This is a genomic window from Blautia glucerasea (assembly GCF_020537505.1).
Taxonomy (GTDB): Bacteria; Bacillota; Clostridia; order Lachnospirales; family Lachnospiraceae; genus Blautia_A.
Map to the genome: position 1 here is coordinate 121,999 of NZ_JAJBMO010000003.1, position 15,387 is coordinate 137,385.

A 15,387-nucleotide genomic window follows, 5' to 3' on the forward strand; every position below is an offset into this window, starting at 1 on the left:
TAATGCTTATGCAGATATCACGAACTACATAGGATAAGGGCTCCTGCACTGTACAGAGCAAGAGCCCTTATCCAGTCTTAGGAGAAAAATATGTCGCTAGTATCTAATCTCTTTTTACTTTTTGTGGCAGCAAGTGTATTTGTCTATTACATTGTGCCGCATAAATTCCAGTGGATCGTCCTTCTTGTCTTCAGCTATATTTATTACATAGCAGGCGGTCCCCGTTATGTTGTCTTTATTCTTTTTTCCACCCTGGTTACCTGGCTGATGGCGCTTCTTATCGAAAAAACAGAAGAGAAGGGCGGTCATAAGAGTGCAAAAAGGCTTTTGATCCTTGGACTTGTGCTCAATTTCGGAATGCTGGGAATTGTAAAGTATACCAACTTTGCAGTGGAAAATATCAATGCATTGTTTCATCTGAATTTAAGAGGAATGGCACTTCTTCTTCCCCTTGGAATCTCTTTCTATACATTTCAGTCCTCAGGATATCTTCTTGATGTATATTGGAAGAGATGCAAGGCAGAGAAGCAGCCGTTCAAATATGCCCTGTTTGTGTCTTTCTTTCCGCAGATCCTCCAGGGCCCCATTGGAAGATACAGCCGTCTGGCAGACCAGCTGTATGCAGAGCATTCCTTTAAAGGGGAAAATATTACCAGAGGCTTTGAACGGATCCTCTGGGGATTCTCTAAGAAAATGATCCTGGCAGACTGGGCGGCCGTTTTTGCAGATGCGATCTTTGATGATCCAGCCCAATATAATGGAGTGGCCCTTCTGGGAGTCCTTTTTTATACCATACAGCTCTATGCGGATTTTTCCGGTGGAATGGACGTGGTGATCGGTATTTCACAGATGTTTGGCATTCAGCTGGATGAAAACTTCAAACGCCCGTTTTTTGCAGTTTCCATTACAGATTTCTGGCATCGCTGGCATATTACCCTTGGAACCTGGATGAAGGATTATGTATTTTATCCGGTTACTTTATCCGGCTGGATGGGGAAATTTGGCAAATGGGGTAAAAAGACATTTGGCAAAAAAATTGGCCGGACCCTTCCAATCTGCCTGGCGAATCTGATCGTATTCTTTGTAGTGGGAGTATGGCATGGCGCCGCATGGAAATACATTGTATACGGTATGTATAACGGTATTATCATTGCATTCAGCGGACTTATGGCAGAGAACTACCGCAGCTGGAAAAAGAAACTGCATATTTCAGGCAAAGAGACCTGGTATTATGTGTTTACTGTGATAAGAACCTTCATACTGGTTGTGATCAGCATGTATTTTGACCGCGCAGATAGTGTTGGACAGGCCTTTCATATGATGAAACAATCTGTTACACACTTTTCCCCGTCACAGCTGCTTCTGATTCCGGCAGGCAGACAGGGCACTGCCTTTACTCCCTATGCGCTTTGGATCATTGCAGTGGGATGCGTAATTTTGTTTATCATAGGCGTTCTTCAGGAACGGGGTATGAAGATACGGGAATCCCTTGGAAAGCTGCCCCTTCCTGTTACAGCTGCCATATATTTCTGCGTGCTGGTATCCATTGGCTTGTTTGGTTCCACAGCAGTAGCGAGAGGTTTTATCTATGCACAATTTTAAGAAGATCATAAAAACAATAATCGTGCTTGCCGTATGCATAGCACTTCTTGTGGGACTGGACACGGCACTTTATCCCTGTACGTTTATGCGAAATGATATCCATGCAGTGGTAAGCAATCAATATGACGATATTATTCTTGGAACTTCCCACGGAATGACAGACATTGATCCGGCGGTGATGGAAGAAATTACTGGAAGAACTGGCCACAATGTCTGTGTAGGCGGAGAATACGGAATTGACGCTTATTACATTGCCAGACTGATCGCAGAGAAACAAAAGCCCACCCGGATCATTTACGAGGTGGATCCCGGATATTTTGTTTCCGAAAAAGAAGAAGGAAATAATTATCTGCTGTTCTTCCATGAATTTCCTTTTTCCAGGGCGAAACTGGAATACTTCTGGAATTCCATTGCAAAATGTAATTTCCGTACGATCCTGTTCCCCTGGTATGAGTATTCCCTTAGTTATGAACTTGGAAAAGTGAAAGAAACTTTTTCCCGGAAATGGAATCAGGACTATGATATTTCCCATCTGAAAAGCGACACCCAGGAATACCACGAAAGCGGTCTGATCGAGCGCTATCCAGTGGACACCTCCAAGCTGAAAATGAAGGATCTGAAGCTTTTCGAGGAAGACCAGGTAAATCCGCAGAATATGGAATATCTTGGGAAATTAATTGCTTTTTGCAAGGAGAATGACATTGAATTTGTAGCTGTGACCACACCAATTCCTATTAATACCTTAAAAGCTTACAGTGATAATTACAATGCTGCATGGAAATATTTTGGAGAGTATTTTGACCAGCAGGAAGTTCCGTATCTGAACTTTAATACACAGTATTTCAAGGCATTTTCACATGATCTTAAGGATTACACAGATTATGATGGACATATGAATGGAAATGCTGCTTCTGAATATTCCAAAGTTCTGGCAAATATTCTGAAAGGAGAAGGCGTATGATTACAAATGTTTTAGAATATCTTGAAGCTTCCGCAGCAAAATATCCAGACAAAACGGCGTTTGCAGATCTTGACTCTGCATGTACCTTTGAGGAGCTTCGCCAGCGGGCAAGAAGACTTGGGACAGCTTTGGCGGAACATTTCCTGCCTGGAAATCCGGTACCAGTATTTATGGAAAAAAGTGTGGATACCATAGGGGTATTCATGGGGGCTGTCTATGCAGGCTGCTTTTATGTAATGCTTGACACAAAGCAGCCGGCAGCCAGAATACAGCAGATTCTGGAAATTCTTGACAGCGATGTGATCGTGACATCGCAGAAATATGAAAAGGATCTGGAAAAACTGGAGTTCAGGGGAAAAGTTTTATTCACAGAGGAACTGGATCAGGGCGCAGAGGATTCCTTTGTGCTGGACCGTATTCGCGCACAGGCTGTGGATACAGATCCCCTCTATGGAATTTTTACCTCTGGCTCTACGGGAGTTCCTAAGGGTGTTGTAGTAGGGCATCGTTCGGTTATTGATTTTATTGACTGCTTTATAGAGCTTTTTCATATTACCTCTGAAGATGTGATGGGAAATCAGGCTCCATGGGATTTTGATGTGTCTGTAAAAGACATTTATTCTGGCCTGAAAACAGGAGCAACGGTACAGATCATTCCGAAACAATATTTTTCCATTCCCAAAAATCTGCTTGATTTTCTGGTTGACAGAGAGGTTACCACCATTGTGTGGGCTGTTTCTGCCATGTGCATTATCAGTACCTTAAATGGTTTTACCTACAAGGTGCCGGATAAGATCAAAAAGGTACTGTTTTCCGGTGAAGTGATGCCAATTAAACATTTGAATATCTGGAGAAAGTATCTTCCGGACACCATGTTTGTAAATATCTATGGCCCTACAGAGATAACCTGCAATTGTACCTATTATGTAGTAGACAGAGAATTTCAGCCTGGCGATGTACTTCCAATGGGCAGGGCATTCCCCAATGAGAAGGTATTCCTTCTGGATGAGGAGGACCATCTGGTGACAGAAAAAGGTGTAAACGGAGAAATCTGCGTAGCGGGAAGTGCACTGGCCCTTGGCTATTACCGAAACCCGGAACAGACCAGAAAGGCATTTGTGCAGAATCCCTTGAATAACCGTTATCTGGAGCCAATTTACCGGACTGGAGATCTGGCGTTCTATAACGAAAGGGGAGAGCTGTGCTTTGCAACCCGAAAGGACTTCCAGATCAAACATATGGGACATAGAATTGAGCTTGGGGAGATCGAGACTGCAATGGATAAGATTCCTGAGATCCGCAGAAGCCTTTGCATTTACGATCAGCCAAAGAATAAGATCGTAGCCTTCTATGAAGGGGAAATCGACCGCAAAACCCTGTCACGTTCACTGGTAAAATATGTGCCAAATTTTATGGTTCCCAATGTGTTTGTCCAGGTGGAAACCATGCCGCTTACCAAGAACGGCAAGATTGACCGGAAAGAACTGACAGCCAGATACCAGGAGGGAAGATAAATGGCAGATTATCATTTTTTGCAGAAATTTGTAGAGGAGAAAAGTCCTACCCCTTCTTATGTCTTTGATCTGGATATTCTTTCTGGACATGTAGAAAAGATAAAGCAGCTTCTGAAGGGGAAAGCAAGAGTCTGCTATGCAATGAAGGCAAATCCTTTCCTTACCAGACCGATGCTTGACCATGTAGATCTTTTTGAGGTATGCTCTCCTGGAGAATTTCGCATCTGCGAACGCGTGGGTGTGCCTATGGAGAAGATCGTACTTTCAGGTGTATATAAAAACCCGGCAGATATTTCTTATGTACTGAAGACATATGGGGGGAAAGGTGTATACACAGTAGAGTCCTGGGAACATTTAAGACATCTGAACCAGAATGCAGAAGCGCTGGGAATGAAAATCCATGTGCTGATCCGTATGACCAGCGGAAATCAGTTTGGAATGGATGAAGAGGATATCAGAAAGATCATTTCCAGGAGGGAAGAATACAAAGGGCTTCATATTCTGGGCCTTCAGTTTTATTCTGGAACCCAGAAGAAAAATCTTTCCCAGATGGAGAAAGAGCTTCAGACTCTGGATGGATTTCTGGGAGAATTACACCGTGAGTATGGCTACCAGGCGGAAGAACTGGAATACGGACCAGGACTGTTTGTGCCCTATTTTTTGAAAGACAAAGAGGAAGATGCCACAGAACTTTTAGGAGCCTTTGGAGAACTTCTTGATAAACTTACTTTTGGTGGAAATGTGATCCTTGAAATGGGACGCTATCTTACCTATCTCTGTGGTTTTTATCTTACTTCAATTGTAGACAGGAAAGTAAATCATGGACAATCCTATGCAATCCTGGATGGGGGAATCAATCATCTCAATTATTATGGGCAGGCAATGGCTATGAAGCTTCCCCACTGTACCCAGACAGATCAGGCTGGAAAGCCACGGACCGAAGGTGAAGAGGAGCTGTGGAACCTGTGCGGATCCCTTTGTACTGTAAGTGATGTGATTGTAAAGCTTTTTCCATTGAAAAAACCTGAGATTAGTGATATGCTCATATTTGAACGGGTAGGTGCATATTCCGTAACTGAGGGAATTTATCTTTTCCTGAGCAGACCGATGCCAAGAATTTATTTCTGGCAGGAAGGGAAGCTTACATTGGTGCGGGATGCAGTACATACGGACGAAATAAATTCGGAAAGGGAGGAATCAAAAAATGGACAAATTGATTGAAATTCTTGAAGAAATTCAGCCAGACGCAGATTATGAAACCTGTGATACGTTGATTGATGATGGCATTCTGGATTCTTTTGCCATCCTGTCAATTGTAAGCGAGCTTCAGGATGAATTTGACATTACCATTACCCCTGCTGACATTGTTCCAGAGAACTTTAACTCCGCAGCAGCACTCTGGGAAATGGTTTGCCGTCTGAAAGGCTGATTGCAATCATGTGATACATAAGGGAGAGCGAGTATGCGAAAGATAAGAAAAATTCTTGCCATTGCAGCGATATCTGCAATGACGATTTGCACAGTGCCTGTTCAGGCAGAAAACGGGGGGGCGGTTTCTGATACAGTTCAGACCCAGCCCACAGTGGCCGTAAAGAAAAGCGGTCTTATAAAAGAAGGTACCAAATACGTTTACTACGATAAGAAAGGCAATAAGCTGAAAAGTAAATGGAAAACCATTGGAAAAAACCGCTATTATTTTAAAGCAGATGGAACAGCTGCTGTTGGTGGAACCAAAATTGGAAAGTACATATATGTTTTTGACCTGCAGGGAAGACTGATCAAGCCATCCAAATCCAAGATTGTTACTGTAGGCAAAACATCATACTATGTAAACAAAAAAGGACAGGCAACAAAGGGATTTTTCAAAATCGGCAAAAAACTTTACAGAGGAGACGCAAAAGGTCGTCTTACCAAAAACAAAACGGTTGCGAACATTACCTTTAACAGCAAAGGATATGCCAAGAATGATTTAAATGCCAAATTAAAGAGGAAGCTTATGACTACAATTTCCAGAATTACAACTCCTGGAATGAGCAAGTCACGGAAACTGTATGCATGCTGGCGTTATCTTACCAGTGGGGGACATTTCTATTATTCAACTTACTGGCCGGATTTTAACAAGAAAGGCTGGCAGCGCGAGGTGGCATACCGCATGCTGACAACAGGTGGTGGAGACTGCTATGGATTTGCCTGCACATTTGCGGCAATGGCCTATGAAATCGGATATAATCCTTATGTGGTTCTTGGAAGAGTATCTGGCACAAGAGATGGTGCCGCAGATGGACTTACAAGTCATGGCTGGGTTATGATCAATGGGGCTTACTATGATCCGGAAGCCCAGTTCGCAGGCTGGTATCGCGGTGTGTATGGAAGCGGAAGCTATGATATCAGACATACAGTCAGCCGCCGTGTAAGATATGCTTCATAATCAGACATCTTAGGGCAGACGTATTTAGTGGGAAAGAGGCGGATAAATAGTTTCTTTTCCACTTTTTACGTTTGGATTGAAAGAGAAAGAAAAATGGAAAAGAGAAAAGTACAAAAGTGGAAAATTTGGTTTGTGCGTGTTATGATCCTGTGTGGGATCCTTTTTCTCACGCCACAGGTAAATGTACAGGCAGCGGCGAAAAAGAGCTGGACTGTGAAGGTGAATAAACAGTATCAGGCCAAGCTTCTCAAAAAAGGCAGCCAGTGGTATCTTCAGTCTGCAGATGTGCAGATGAAGGAATTAAAAGCTACAGAGCGGGTCGCCTATCTGTCTATTTCATCAAAGAGTGGATTAAAAAGCGGATACTATTATTTCTACTCCAATGGAAAGCTGGATAAACGCAAAAAATTTCATACTCTGGATACCAGGATCGGAACTGTAACTTTCCATGGGACTTACTACTTTGGGGAGACTTCCGGACGCCTGAAACAGAAGGCTGGTGTATACACCATCAGCGGTAAAAAATATGGTCTTGACAAATGGGGCAAGATGATGACAGACCGTTGGTATAAGGGCTGCTATTTCCTGAGCAATGGAACCATGGCAAAAAGCATGCAGATTTCTGAGACTCTGTATGTGGACGGGGATGGCAAAAAATGTACCAAAGAAGAGGTAAATCTGGGAAGCCTGAAAAGAAAGATCCAGAATGCAATTAAAGGATATAGCGGAAGCTGGTCTGTCTATGTGAAGGATTTAAAGACCGGTGATGTGATCTCTATCAACGAGACAAGCATGTATCCAGCCAGCGTGATCAAGCTCTTTGTTATGGAGGCAACTTATGCAAGTGCTGCAGAGAAGCGGACCAGTCTGAACAGCAGTACCAAGAGCCTTCTTCGCAGCATGATCACAGTTAGTGATAACGAGAGTTATAATGCACTTGTGAGAAAAGTTGGAAAAGGCAGCTTTGCATCTGGCTGCAGGTATATCAACAAATACCTGAAAAAGAATGGCTATACAGGAACAGCAGTACACCACACCCTCCATCCATCCAGCAGCAGCTACCAGAGTGATGGGGGCGGAAGCAACAGAAGCTCTGCCAAGGATATTGGCAAACTTCTGGAAAAGATTTATAACAACACTGCCGTATCCAAAACCTATTCCAAACAGATGCTGAATCTGATGCTGAAGCAGGAGTGCCGTTGGAAGATCCCGGCAGGTCTGCCATCAGGAGTAAAGAGTGCCAATAAGACTGGTGAGACAGATTCCTATCAGCATGATGCGGCGATTATTTTCGGAAAGAAGACAGACTACGTGATCGTCGTATTTTCAAGAGTGGGAGAGTATTCCGGAATCAACGGAATTAAGAAGATCTCCCGTATGGTGTATGATTATCTGAACTAAGGATCAGGATAAAACACGCTTTGCGAGTTTGCCTTGTAATTGCGGCAGCAGTTAAGGTTTTGTGCAGGCACGAGTTTGGCTTACTGCTCACGTAAATAAAAAGAGAAGAAACATTTTTTATAAGTATCCTTGTTTATTGACAGGATATTGCTTAAAATGTTTCTTCTCTTTTTTATGCTCTGTGAATTTATTTTTCCAGGAAAGAAGTGAAGCTCATATGCTTGTCCATCCAGTCCCCGGCGATTCCAACACCTTTTCCCATGGTGAAGGCGGCTACTATAGTACCGATCCCAAGGCCTTTGATATGGCCAAGACCGAAGCCTGTGAGGGCTGCTGTGACGATCAGACAGATCACATCGAAACTGATCTTGATCTTAGGATATGCCACAGAAGTGATCTGGGACAATTCTCTAGGGAAAAGATCTGTAGGGACGATTGGCATTTTGCAGCGGTTAGAGATGGCGATTCCAATGCAGAGCAGAATGTAGCTTGCGATAAAGTAAAAAACACGCCAGCCCAGTGCGGTAGGAAGAACGTTGATCCACAGCTCATGTACATCCAGCAGTTCTCCAAAAACAAATCCGACCACAAAGCTGAACAGATACTGTGTGACGAATCTTTTTCGTAGGATCATCAGGGTGAGCACCAGAAGTCCCTGGAATATGTAGGTCCAGGTTCCCAGGCTGACCTTGGGAAATACGCAGGAAAATGCGTAAGGAACGCTGGAAATGGCGGATATTCCTGTGCCGGAATAAAGCATCAGGACAACGCCGAAGCTGTTGATGGTAACAGCAAGAAGAAGGGCAAGCTCCCCGCGCAATACAGGGAGAGATTTTGACGTAGTTTTCGTATTCAAGTTGAATGCCTCCTGTAGTGTAAGTGATGAATGCAAAAGGGATAAAAAGCCAGAGCTTCTGTATGCTTCTGGCTTTTTCGTTCCTGCAAACGATAACTATTATACTACGGAAATGAAAAATTACGCAAGTATTTTTGGCTGCGCATTCCTTGGAGGACTGCTTGGAAAAGTCCTTCTGAAAAAACACTTCAAAAAGGCAGGTATTGCCTGATAGGGCCTGGAATTTCGGCAGGCAGTTATGGGAAAAATCATGTGAAGCTGGATCCGGCTTTTTCTCTGTGTGTTTCCCTTTGTCTTGCTTTTTATGGAAAGACGGGCAAAAGAAGCGGTGAAATATTTTGGATTCTACCTGATCTGTATGGTTCTGGAGTATTTGTCCCTGCAGCTAACAGGAAATTTATCTTTTCTTCTGCTTGCGGTCAGCTCCATTATGACCAAGTTTGCTCCTGGAATTATGATGGCGGCATTTTTCCTTGGAACCACCACCATCAGCGAGTTTGTGGCGGCTATGGAGAAAATGCATGTTTCTGAAAAGATCGTAATCCCTATGTCTGTTATTTTCCGCTTTTTTCCAACTATCTCCGAGGAATACCATGGAATTTCCGATGCCATGGAGATGCGGAAGATTTCCTTCACAGGAAAAAAGCCTGGGGCAGTAGTTGAATATCGTCTGGTGCCGCTGATGATCTCCATTGTAAAAATCGGGGACGAACTTTCCCAGGCGGCGCTTACCAGAGGACTTGGCGCTCCTGTGAAACGGACCAATATCTGTAAGATCGGCTTTATGCTGCACCAATGTGATCGAAATTGAAGATGGCGAAATAAAACAGGTAAGTATGAATTAAAATGAAAAATATTATCATATAATTTCCTTGCAATCCAACCATGGTTAGTGTATACTAATCAACAGAGTTAGGAATAGCTAACCTAACGGTGTAAATCATTTGGACTCCTTATTATGGCAGAAAGACCGCTGGCATAATGCAACGCGGATTGTGACGCGGATTTTCCACAAAAGCAGTTCGCGAAGGAGTTCCTTTGAAAAACGAAAGGAGTATACATACCATGGATTACTTAGAAATTGAGAAAGTCATTGGAAGAGAGATTATGGATTCCAGAGGAAATCCGACAGTAGAGGCAGAGGTTTATCTGGTAGATGGAACCATCGGCAGAGGAGCTGCGCCAAGCGGTGCTTCTACAGGCGAATTTGAGGCTCTGGAGCTTAGAGATAATGATAAGAGCAGATACCTTGGAAAAGGCGTTACAAAGGCTGTAGAGAACATTAACACATCTATCAACGATGTGATCGCTGGAATGGATGCGTCTGACATCTACGCAATCGACAAAGCCATGATCAAAGCAGACGGAACCAAGGACAAATCAAACTTTGGTGCAAATGCCATCCTGGCTGTTTCCATCGCATGCTGCCGTGCAGCTGCAACATCCCTTGACATTCCGCTGTACCGTTTCCTTGGCGGCATTTCCGGAAACCGTATGCCAGTGCCGATGATGAACATTGTAAACGGCGGCTGCCATGCACTTTCCTCAGGACTTGACGTGCAGGAGTTCATGATCATGCCGGTTGGGGCACCAAGCTTCAAAGAGTGCTTAAGATGGTGCGCAGAAGTTTTCCATGCTCTTGCAGCAATCCTGAAATCAAGAGGCCTTGCAACATCTGTTGGAGATGAGGGCGGTTTCGCACCAGCGCTGAAGTCCGACGAGGAAGCAATCGAGACCATTCTTGAGGCTGTTAAGAACGCAGGCTACGAGCCAGGAAAAGACTTCATGATCGCTATGGACGCAGCTTCCTCTGAGTGGAAGACTGGCAAACTTGGCGAGTACAAGCTTCCAAAGGCTGGCACTGTTTATACTTCAGATGAGCTGATCGACCACTGGAAAAAGCTGGTTGACAAGTACCCGATCATTTCCATCGAAGATGCTCTTGATGAGGAAGACTGGGAAGGCTGGAAGAAACTTACCAAAGAACTTGGGGATAAAGTACAGCTGGTAGGTGATGACCTGTTTGTAACCAATACAGAGAGACTTTCCAAGGGTATTTCTCTTGGCTGCGGTAACTCCATCCTGATCAAACTGAATCAGATCGGTTCTGTTTCCGAGACTCTTGAGGCGATCAAGATGGCCCACAAGGCTGGCTATACTGCAATTTCTTCCCATCGTTCCGGTGAGACAGAGGATACCACAATTGCAGACCTTGCAGTAGCATTAAATACCTGCCAGATCAAGACCGGTGCTCCGTCCAGAACAGAGCGTGTAGCGAAATACAACCAGCTGCTCCGCATTGAGGAAGAGCTTGGCGAGGCTGCTGTATATCCGGGAATGGGCGCATTTAATGTAAAACGCTAAGCAATCTTGATCCCGCATACTCAATGATTTCATAAATGTAATTTACCTTATACCCCCTTAAGTAGTGTTACAAAAATCCCCCTGTCAGGAAAGCGTGGTTCCTCGACAGGGGGATTTTTTATAAAGATTTCATTATTAAGTTACTGCTCTTGGGGAACTTTCCATAAAGGGCAATACAGTCCTGAACAGCAGCCGTATTTTATTCCATCTTACAGGAATACATATTTCAAAACAAAGATAACAGCCAGTGCATACATAAGTGCGCTGATCTTCTTGTCCTTTGCTTTTCCAGTACAAACGTTGATCACAACATAGGAGATAACGCCAAGTGCGATACCTTCGGAAATGCTGTACAGGAACGGCATTGCGATAATCGTAATAAATGCCGGGATTGCTTCTGTAAGGTCGTCAAAGTCGATCTTGGTAACAGAAGTCAGCATAAGGAATCCAACCACGATCAAAGCCGGAGCTGTTGCAAAGGATGGAATAGCCAGGAAGATCGGGGAAAGGAACAGGGAAAGTGCGAACAAAATAGCGGAAACCAGGGAAGTAAGACCGGTACGTCCGCCTTCTGCAACACCGGAAGCACTCTCAACGAATGTGGTAACAGTAGAAGTACCGCACATAGCACCTACAGTAGTACCAACAGCGTCAGAAAGAAGTGCGCCTTTGATCTTCGGAAGCTTGCCGTCCTTATCCAGCATGTCCGCCTTGGAAGCAACACCGATGAGAGTTCCAAGAGTATCAAACATATCTACGAACAGGAACGCAAACATGATGACGATAAAGTCAAGTGAGAAGACTCCTGCGAAATCCATCTTCATAAAGGTAGGAGCCATGCTCGGTACGGAAATTCCGTTGGAGAAATCCGGGAGAAGACTGTAGAAGCCTGCGTCCAGATTTGGAACGTAAAGTCCCACAAGCTGACAGATGATTCCAAGTGCCCATGTGATCAGAATGCCCCAAAGGATACCGCCTTTTACATTCTTAACCAGAAGGATACCGGTAACCAGAACGCCGATCAGAGCCAGAAGAACGGTAATTCCCATGTAATGAAAGGAGCCGTCGGATACAGAGCCCTTAAAGGAGAACATGCTTACCAGAGTGGAATCGTTGTTTACCACGATCTTTGCATTCTGCAGACCGATGAACGCGATAAAAAGACCGATTCCAACAGAAACTGCATGTTTCAAAGTCATAGGAATGGAGTTGAAGATGGCTTCACGTACATTGGTAAGGGAAAGCAGGATAAAAATAATACCTTCCACAAATACAGCAACCAGAGCCTGCTGCCAGGAATACCCCATGCCAAGGACTACGGTGTATGCAAAATATGCATTCAGTCCCATTCCAGGTGCAAGGACAAATGGGTAGTTGGATAACAGTGCCATCAGGCAGGTTGCGATGAAGGATGAAAGGGCAGTAGCAGTAAAGACTGCACCGCGGTCCATTCCGGCAGCGGAAAGGATGTTCGGGTTGACGGCCAGAATGTAAGCCATGGTCATAAATGTGGTAATACCAGCCATGACTTCCGTCTTCACGTCAGTGTGGTTTTCCTTCAGATGAAATAGTTTTTCAAGGTTCATAAATGTACCCCCTTTTTTTGCGGCACGTTAAATGCCGTTTTTTTATATTTTACAGGAATGCACCTGTGCTGTTCACGCTATACCCGCAACAGGGATTTCTGTAAATTTCAGGTTGTATTTCCCATTTCATGGTACATGGAGGAAACTGGCCCGCCTGCTCCATGGTAATTTAGGAATTTTTTACATTTTCGTATGCTTGTTAATGTATTTCGCTTTGTACTTAGAATATACAATAGTCTGATCTTTATACAGTCCGTAATATCCGGAAGCAGCATAGCTGATGGAAACGGCGATCAGATAGAAGGATACGCCTTTAAATCCAAACATCTCAAATGCGATCAGGATAGATGTGATCGGACAGTTGGTTACACCGCAGAAAACAGCCGCCATTCCGCAGGCTGCACAAAGAGATGGGGAAAGTCCTATAAGCTGTCCCACCATGCATCCAAAGGTAGCACCTACGCAGAAGGACGGTACGATCTCACCGCCGCGGAAGCCTGCCCGCATGGTAAGTGCGGTAAGGATCATTTTCCAGAAGAAAGCCAGGTAATCTGTTTCTCCTGTCTCCACAGCCTTCTCGATCAGCTCGGCTCCGGCACCCATATAGTCGTAGGTTCCGAGGATCAGTGTGATAAAAATGACCAGTGCAGCACCAGCCACCACCCGGATATATTTATTTGGGAAAAACCGGCTGTATAATCTTGCGGTTTCATTTAAAATAATACAGAACACAATACTGATCACCGCGCATCCAAGTGCCACTACACCCATTTTCAGCCCCGTTTCCAGAGAAAGGGCAGGAATATTTACCACATGGAATGCTTCTGGGGTAATGCCCATACCGGCTGCAAACCGGGATGCGATCAGGGATGCAATCATACAAGGCATCAGGGCTGTATAGTACATAACCCCTACGCTTACAACCTCCATGGAAAAAACGGCCGCAGCCATAGGTGTTCCGAAAAGTGCCGAGAATGCCGCGCTCATACCGCACATAACGATCACATGACGATCCTCTTCATCAAGATGGATCCATCTTCCAAGGAGATTGGCAATGCTTCCACCAAGCTGGATGGCAGCACCCTCACGTCCGGCAGAACCTCCGGTAAGATGAGTCAGTGCAGTGGAAATAAAAATCAGCGGGCCTGACCGCCATGGCACGTCATCCCTGGAGCGGACTGTAGAAAGCACCTGGTTGGTGCCGCCGTCATCTTTTCCGAATTTCTCATACAAAAATACGATACAAAGTCCGGATAACGGCAATAAGAAAAACATCCATGGATTGGTCTTGCGGTAACCGGTGACAGCCTTTAATACAAAAGAAAACAACGTGCTGAAGGCACCTGCAATACAGCCCACCACCACAGCGAAAAGCAGCCATTTAAACAGATTTCCCATGTCACGTCTGATAGCCCCGGAATAATAATGCAGTTTATTTTCCGAAGCCTGCCGATTGTCTTTTTCCATAATTCACTTTCGTCCCCTCGTATGTAGTTGCAGCGTAACTGTGAACGATGTTCACCAAAAACACTTCGCGGAATATTGTTTCCTGAATAGTTTTGCTATAACTTACTCTATTTCGCTGCGTGAAATATTTGTTTGATTTACTATAAAATTTCTTTTATAAACGTCAAATTTTGTGTATTTTCATTATACTATATGTGTTCGGAAAAAGCGACAAAAATTTTTGGGAATTATAAAAATTGTCTATAATTTTAAGGCAGATTTGAAAACGAAAACATAATTTATTATAAGCATCTTCTTATTGGGGAAAATAATGGAAAAATCTTTTTATACTGGAAAAGGAATTGGCGTGTGCATCATGGATACCGGGATTTATGAGCATATAGATTTTGTTGGCAGAATCTGGGCGTTTTATGATTTCCTCGCTTTTAAACGGCGGCCCTATGATGACAATGGGCATGGCACCCATGTAGCTGGTCTGGTGGCAGGAGACGGCACTGCATCTATGGGAAAATACAGGGGTGCGGCGCCTGGCTGTGGGATCATTGCCCTGAAGGTGCTGGATCGTTATGGAAATGGCAGCCAGGAGGATGTGCTGCGGGCCTTTCGGTGGATCCGGGAATACCGGCAGCAGTACAGGATCCGGGTGGTGAATATTTCCGTAGGCACCACCTGTAATTCCAAAAAGGATCATACAGGGCTTTTGAAAAGCGTGGAACAACTGTGGGATGAGGGAATGGTGATCGTCACCGCCGCCGGAAACCTGGGGCCAAAACCTGGCAGCATTACGGCTCCCGGCAGCAGCAAAAAGGTAATTACTGTTGGCTCCAGTGATCTGCTTGAGGGGCGCGGGGCCATTTCCGGCAGAGGCCCCACTGAGGAATGCGTGTGCAAGCCGGATATTGTGGCTCCTGGAAACAAGATCATGTCCTGCGTGCCAGGCAAGCCTTTTTCCTATGGGGTAAAAAGCGGTACCTCCATGTCCACTCCTCTGGTAACCGGTGCCATTGCCTGTGCCCTGGAAAAAGATCCTGCACTGACTAATACAGATATCAAAACTATGCTGATGAATAGTGCAGATGATATGGGGCTGCCGAGAAATTTGCAGGGGTGGGGCCGTTTCAACCGCCGGAAATTCCTGAAAATGTGATTTCGGCCCTGAATTTGATAACTTTGATAAGAAATTATCACTTTACAGTACAAAAGCACTT

13 protein-coding genes are annotated in these 15,387 nt (G+C 44.5%); 10 read left to right on the forward strand and 3 right to left on the reverse strand.

Annotation, left to right across the window (positions count from 1 at the left end; all coding sequences use genetic code 11):
* Positions 1-90: 90 nt before the first annotated feature.
* The 7 genes from LIQ05_RS03760 (at position 91) to LIQ05_RS03790 (ending at position 7,906) form a co-directional block, all read left to right on the forward strand.
* Positions 91-1,602: an MBOAT family O-acyltransferase gene (locus LIQ05_RS03760; protein WP_226818728.1), complete on the forward strand. Its 1,512-nt coding sequence runs from the start codon at positions 91-93 to the stop codon at positions 1,600-1,602.
* The gene (locus LIQ05_RS03765) at positions 1,589-2,563 is read left to right on the forward strand and encodes a hypothetical protein (RefSeq protein ID WP_226818730.1); all 975 of its coding nucleotides are present in this window, start codon (positions 1,589-1,591) and stop codon (positions 2,561-2,563) included. Before LIQ05_RS03760 ends, LIQ05_RS03765 begins: the two co-directional genes overlap by 14 nt.
* Positions 2,560-4,077, forward strand: coding sequence for an amino acid adenylation domain-containing protein (locus LIQ05_RS03770; RefSeq protein ID WP_226818732.1), 1,518 nt, complete (start codon positions 2,560-2,562; stop codon positions 4,075-4,077). The genes LIQ05_RS03765 and LIQ05_RS03770 overlap by 4 nt, the downstream gene beginning before the upstream one ends.
* Positions 4,078-5,298, forward strand: a complete 1,221-nt coding sequence (locus LIQ05_RS03775; protein WP_226818734.1) for a diaminopimelate decarboxylase family protein — start codon at positions 4,078-4,080, stop codon at positions 5,296-5,298.
* A complete protein-coding gene (locus LIQ05_RS03780; protein WP_226818736.1) occupies positions 5,282-5,506 on the forward strand; it encodes an acyl carrier protein in 225 nt (74 codons plus the stop codon). The genes LIQ05_RS03775 and LIQ05_RS03780 overlap by 17 nt, the downstream gene beginning before the upstream one ends.
* Before the next feature lie 33 nt (positions 5,507-5,539).
* Positions 5,540-6,505 (forward strand): transglutaminase domain-containing protein, encoded by a 966-nt coding sequence (locus tag LIQ05_RS03785; RefSeq protein WP_226818738.1) that lies wholly within the window; start codon positions 5,540-5,542, stop codon positions 6,503-6,505.
* Between the two features lie 93 nt (positions 6,506-6,598).
* A complete protein-coding gene (locus tag LIQ05_RS03790; RefSeq protein ID WP_226818741.1) occupies positions 6,599-7,906 on the forward strand; it encodes a serine hydrolase in 1,308 nt (435 codons plus the stop codon).
* Between the two features lie 187 nt (positions 7,907-8,093).
* Here LIQ05_RS03790 and LIQ05_RS03795 read toward each other — a convergent pair whose 3' ends face one another.
* Positions 8,094-8,762 (reverse strand): DUF6198 family protein, encoded by a 669-nt coding sequence (locus tag LIQ05_RS03795; protein WP_226818743.1) that lies wholly within the window; start codon positions 8,760-8,762, stop codon positions 8,094-8,096.
* 262 nt (positions 8,763-9,024) lie between these two features.
* Between LIQ05_RS03795 and LIQ05_RS03800 the strand changes: the two genes are divergently transcribed.
* On the forward strand, positions 9,025-9,573 hold the full coding sequence (locus tag LIQ05_RS03800) for an energy-coupling factor transporter transmembrane component T (RefSeq protein ID WP_318289477.1): 549 nt from the start codon (positions 9,025-9,027) through the stop codon (positions 9,571-9,573).
* A gap of 254 nt (positions 9,574-9,827) precedes the next feature.
* Positions 9,828-11,126: a phosphopyruvate hydratase gene (gene eno, locus LIQ05_RS03805; RefSeq protein ID WP_226818746.1), complete on the forward strand. Its 1,299-nt coding sequence runs from the start codon at positions 9,828-9,830 to the stop codon at positions 11,124-11,126.
* Positions 11,127-11,335: 209 nt separating this feature from the next.
* Here eno and LIQ05_RS03810 read toward each other — a convergent pair whose 3' ends face one another.
* Positions 11,336-12,712 (reverse strand): NCS2 family permease, encoded by a 1,377-nt coding sequence (locus LIQ05_RS03810; protein ID WP_226818747.1) that lies wholly within the window; start codon positions 12,710-12,712, stop codon positions 11,336-11,338.
* A 180-nt stretch (positions 12,713-12,892) separates the two neighbouring features.
* Entirely contained in the window at positions 12,893-14,179 is a 1,287-nt protein-coding gene (locus tag LIQ05_RS03815) for a chloride channel protein (protein ID WP_226818749.1), read from the reverse strand.
* Between the two features lie 310 nt (positions 14,180-14,489).
* On the opposite strand from LIQ05_RS03815, the gene LIQ05_RS03820 reads away from it, so the two are divergent.
* Positions 14,490-15,326, forward strand: a complete 837-nt coding sequence (locus LIQ05_RS03820; protein WP_226818751.1) for a S8 family peptidase — start codon at positions 14,490-14,492, stop codon at positions 15,324-15,326.
* The last annotated feature ends 61 nt before the right edge of the window (positions 15,327-15,387 follow it).

Bases quoted from the DNA above. Each gene is read 5' to 3' on its own strand.
- eno (WP_226818746.1), top strand. From the start codon at position 9,828: ATGGATTACTTAGAAATTGAGAAAGTCATTGGAAGAGAGATTATGGAT.
- LIQ05_RS03790 (WP_226818741.1), top strand. From the start codon at position 6,599: ATGGAAAAGAGAAAAGTACAAAAGTGGAAAATTTGGTTTGTGCGTGTT.
- LIQ05_RS03775 (WP_226818734.1), top strand. From the start codon at position 4,078: ATGGCAGATTATCATTTTTTGCAGAAATTTGTAGAGGAGAAAAGTCCT.
- LIQ05_RS03815 (WP_226818749.1), bottom strand. From the start codon at position 14,179: ATGGAAAAAGACAATCGGCAGGCTTCGGAAAATAAACTGCATTATTAT.
- LIQ05_RS03780 (WP_226818736.1), top strand. From the start codon at position 5,282: ATGGACAAATTGATTGAAATTCTTGAAGAAATTCAGCCAGACGCAGAT.
- LIQ05_RS03770 (WP_226818732.1), top strand. From the start codon at position 2,560: ATGATTACAAATGTTTTAGAATATCTTGAAGCTTCCGCAGCAAAATAT.
- LIQ05_RS03820 (WP_226818751.1), top strand. From the start codon at position 14,490: ATGGAAAAATCTTTTTATACTGGAAAAGGAATTGGCGTGTGCATCATG.
- LIQ05_RS03765 (WP_226818730.1), top strand. From the start codon at position 1,589: ATGCACAATTTTAAGAAGATCATAAAAACAATAATCGTGCTTGCCGTA.
- LIQ05_RS03785 (WP_226818738.1), top strand. From the start codon at position 5,540: ATGCGAAAGATAAGAAAAATTCTTGCCATTGCAGCGATATCTGCAATG.
- LIQ05_RS03760 (WP_226818728.1), top strand. From the start codon at position 91: ATGTCGCTAGTATCTAATCTCTTTTTACTTTTTGTGGCAGCAAGTGTA.
- LIQ05_RS03810 (WP_226818747.1), bottom strand. From the start codon at position 12,712: ATGAACCTTGAAAAACTATTTCATCTGAAGGAAAACCACACTGACGTG.